Source organism: Magnetococcales bacterium (assembly GCA_015231175.1).
Classification (GTDB): Bacteria; Pseudomonadota; Magnetococcia; order Magnetococcales; family DC0425bin3; genus HA3dbin3.
Window position 1 is genome coordinate 1 of sequence record JADGBZ010000168.1, and the last position, 2495, is coordinate 2495.

At 58.2% G+C, this 2495-nt stretch carries 2 protein-coding genes; one reads left to right on the top strand and one right to left on the bottom strand.

Annotated elements, in window-relative coordinates; translation table 11 throughout:
• Nucleotides 1–90: 90 nt before the first annotated feature.
• On the top strand, nt 91–627 hold the full coding sequence (locus HQL63_16215; protein MBF0178366.1) for a hypothetical protein: 537 nt from the start codon (nt 91–93) through the stop codon (nt 625–627).
• A gap of 11 nt (nt 628–638) precedes the next feature.
• On the opposite strand, the gene HQL63_16220 is transcribed toward HQL63_16215, so the two are convergent.
• Nucleotides 639–2366: an ABC transporter ATP-binding protein gene (locus tag HQL63_16220; GenBank protein MBF0178367.1), complete on the bottom strand. Its 1728-nt coding sequence runs from the start codon at nt 2364–2366 to the stop codon at nt 639–641.
• Nucleotides 2367–2495 lie beyond the last annotated feature (129 nt).

Consider the following 2495-nt stretch of genomic DNA (forward strand, 5'->3'; position numbering starts at 1 on the left):
CCAGGGAGCCAGCCCCCTGGACCCCGATTCGTTGGCGGGTGGTGAATAGTTACCACCCCTCGTGCTTTATCCTCAAAACGGAGAGACCTCATGCACTCCATGTTGCGTCATACCCTGGCCATTTCACTCCTGAGCGGCCTGGGGCTGTTTACCACCCCGGTTTCGGCCCAGCCCACCGTTGCCGACATCATGCCACATCTGGGCGGCTATGAGTGGCGCGCCCGCCCGGCCATATCTGAAAAATTAGGGCCCGATGCCGACCTGACCTTGATGGAAATAGCCAAGGATACGCATCAGCCCAATTATATCCGGTTCCGGGCCATTCACCTTCTACGCCTCTATCCCACAGATCGGGTTGCCCATTTCCTGGAAGATACCCTTTCCATCACGCCCGAATCCTCCTTCCTGCGCCGCGCTTTGGAGAGTCACTCGGCGGCCTTTGCCACCACCCGTCCCGAGCGTGTGGAACGGTTGGCAGGTGATCTTTTATCGCACGCAGATCCCAATGTCCGCATCCAGGCTGCCCAAACCTTGCGGAGCTTGAAGAGTACCACCGCCTCCACCCTCTACCGCCAACGCCTCGAACGTGTTCCAGATGCCTGGGAACGAGAACAGTGGCAGCAATAGCCCGGGCGTATTCAGCTTCCGCCCACCTGTAAAATCCTCCCTCCATCCACCTGAAAAACCTTGTCCGCTGCCTGGACCAATTCGGTCTGGTGGGTAATGGCCAGGATGGTGACCCGACCTGCCAATCCACGCAGAGTCTGGCAGATGGCGCGTTCGGTGGGGAGGTCAAGCGCAGTGGTGGATTCATCCAGGATGAGCAGATCTGGATGGCCCAATAAGGCGCGTGCAATGGCAATACGCTGGCGTTGGCCACCGGAAAGCTTGGAGCCCCGCTCGCCAATGATGGTATGCAACCCTTCAGGCAGGGCGCGGACAAAATCCCACGCCTCGGCCTGCTGCAAGGCGGCAATCACAGCCGCCTCGGTCACCTGCTCATCACCCAGGGTAAGGTTGGCCATGATGGTGTCGTGAAACAGAAACATCTCCTGCGGAACATAACCAATGCGTCGGCGCCACGCCCGTAAATCCATGTCGGCCATGGGAAAACCATCGATGGTGATCTCTCCCTGCTGCGGTCGGTAGAGGCCGATGATCAGATCGACCAACGTGGTCTTCCCGGCGCCGGATGGTCCGGCAATAGTGATAAACTCCCCAGCCGGAATCTCCAGGGAGAGATTGTTCAGCAATTGTTTATCACCAAAGGCAAAGGAGACATTCTCCACGCGAATGGCCCGGTGAAAACCGGGGGGAGACTGGCCTTCGCTGCGCTCCTCCTCACTCTGGGCGTGGGTGATGGCGTCACGCAGCGACCAGTAGGCACTTTCGACATCCATCAAATTTTGCAGATGAAGCTGCAACACGCCAAAAGTTCCGACAATACGGCTGAAAAGCAGGGCCAAAACCATCAGGATCGACAGATCGATGTGCCATCGTGTCACCGCCTGATAGATGCCGACAGCCATGAACAACGCCATGATGGGCTCCGGCATGGCGCTCATGATGTAACGGTTGGCAGCCATTTGACGTTCGGCTTGCTTCAAGCCTTGGACCAGTTTTTCCAAGAATGGAAGGAGAAGGTTTTCCCGGGCCATGGCCTTGAGAGGCTTCATCCCCTGCAGGGTATCCGCCAGGCGAATCAACATCTGGTTGGAAAGGCGGGTCTTGTCCTGCCCGGCCCGATGGATGCCGTGGACGGTGCTTTTCAACACGGTGTAAATCAAAAGGCTGACCAGTACGGCTGCCAAACAAACCTGCCAGGAGAGAAAAATGGCCGTGGCCAGGAGAAACCCGGCACGAATCAGGCTGGCCGTCATCTCGGTACCCGACATGAAGGCGCCGGCGGCCCGGGTGGCTTCCATGCCCAGGGCATTGGAAAGACGACCAATCGGCTGCCCGGTAAAATAGCCCCATTTGGCCTCGGTCAGACCACGAATCAGCTCAAGGCGCAGATGGGTGATGATGTGCGCAGCCGCATAACCAACCAGAGTCATGGCAACCAGCTTGGTGACCGCCTTGATCAACAAAGCCACCGCAATCACCCCCAGGAGCATGCCCAACGTGGAGGGGAGCCCAAAAAACTCCAGGGGTTTCAGAATCAACTTTTGGATTTCCGAGGCCGGCCCCGCAGCCGATCCCAGGGAGAGGTTGAACACCGGCAGCAACGACGCCAAACCCACCCCCTCCATGAGGCCGGAAAGGACGATACAAACCAGGATGACCAAACCCCGCCACGGAAAAAAGCGCACCACTTCGCGCATGATACGCCAATAAGAGAGCAACGGACGGCTTTTCTCGGTCATATATCCCATACCTGGTCATGCATGAAAGCCCGACAAGCGGGGCCAGGGGCAAAGCCCCGACAAACGTTTGAAAGAGTGGGATGGAGGTCCAGGAGGAAGGGCTGCGCCCTACCTCCTGGTGGGATTCGG

Excerpts from the sequence above, each read along its gene's own strand:
- HQL63_16220 (MBF0178367.1), bottom strand. The coding sequence starts at position 2,366 with ATGACCGAGAAAAGCCGTCCGTTGCTCTCTTATTGGCGTATCATGCGC.
- HQL63_16215 (MBF0178366.1), top strand. The coding sequence starts at position 91 with ATGCACTCCATGTTGCGTCATACCCTGGCCATTTCACTCCTGAGCGGC.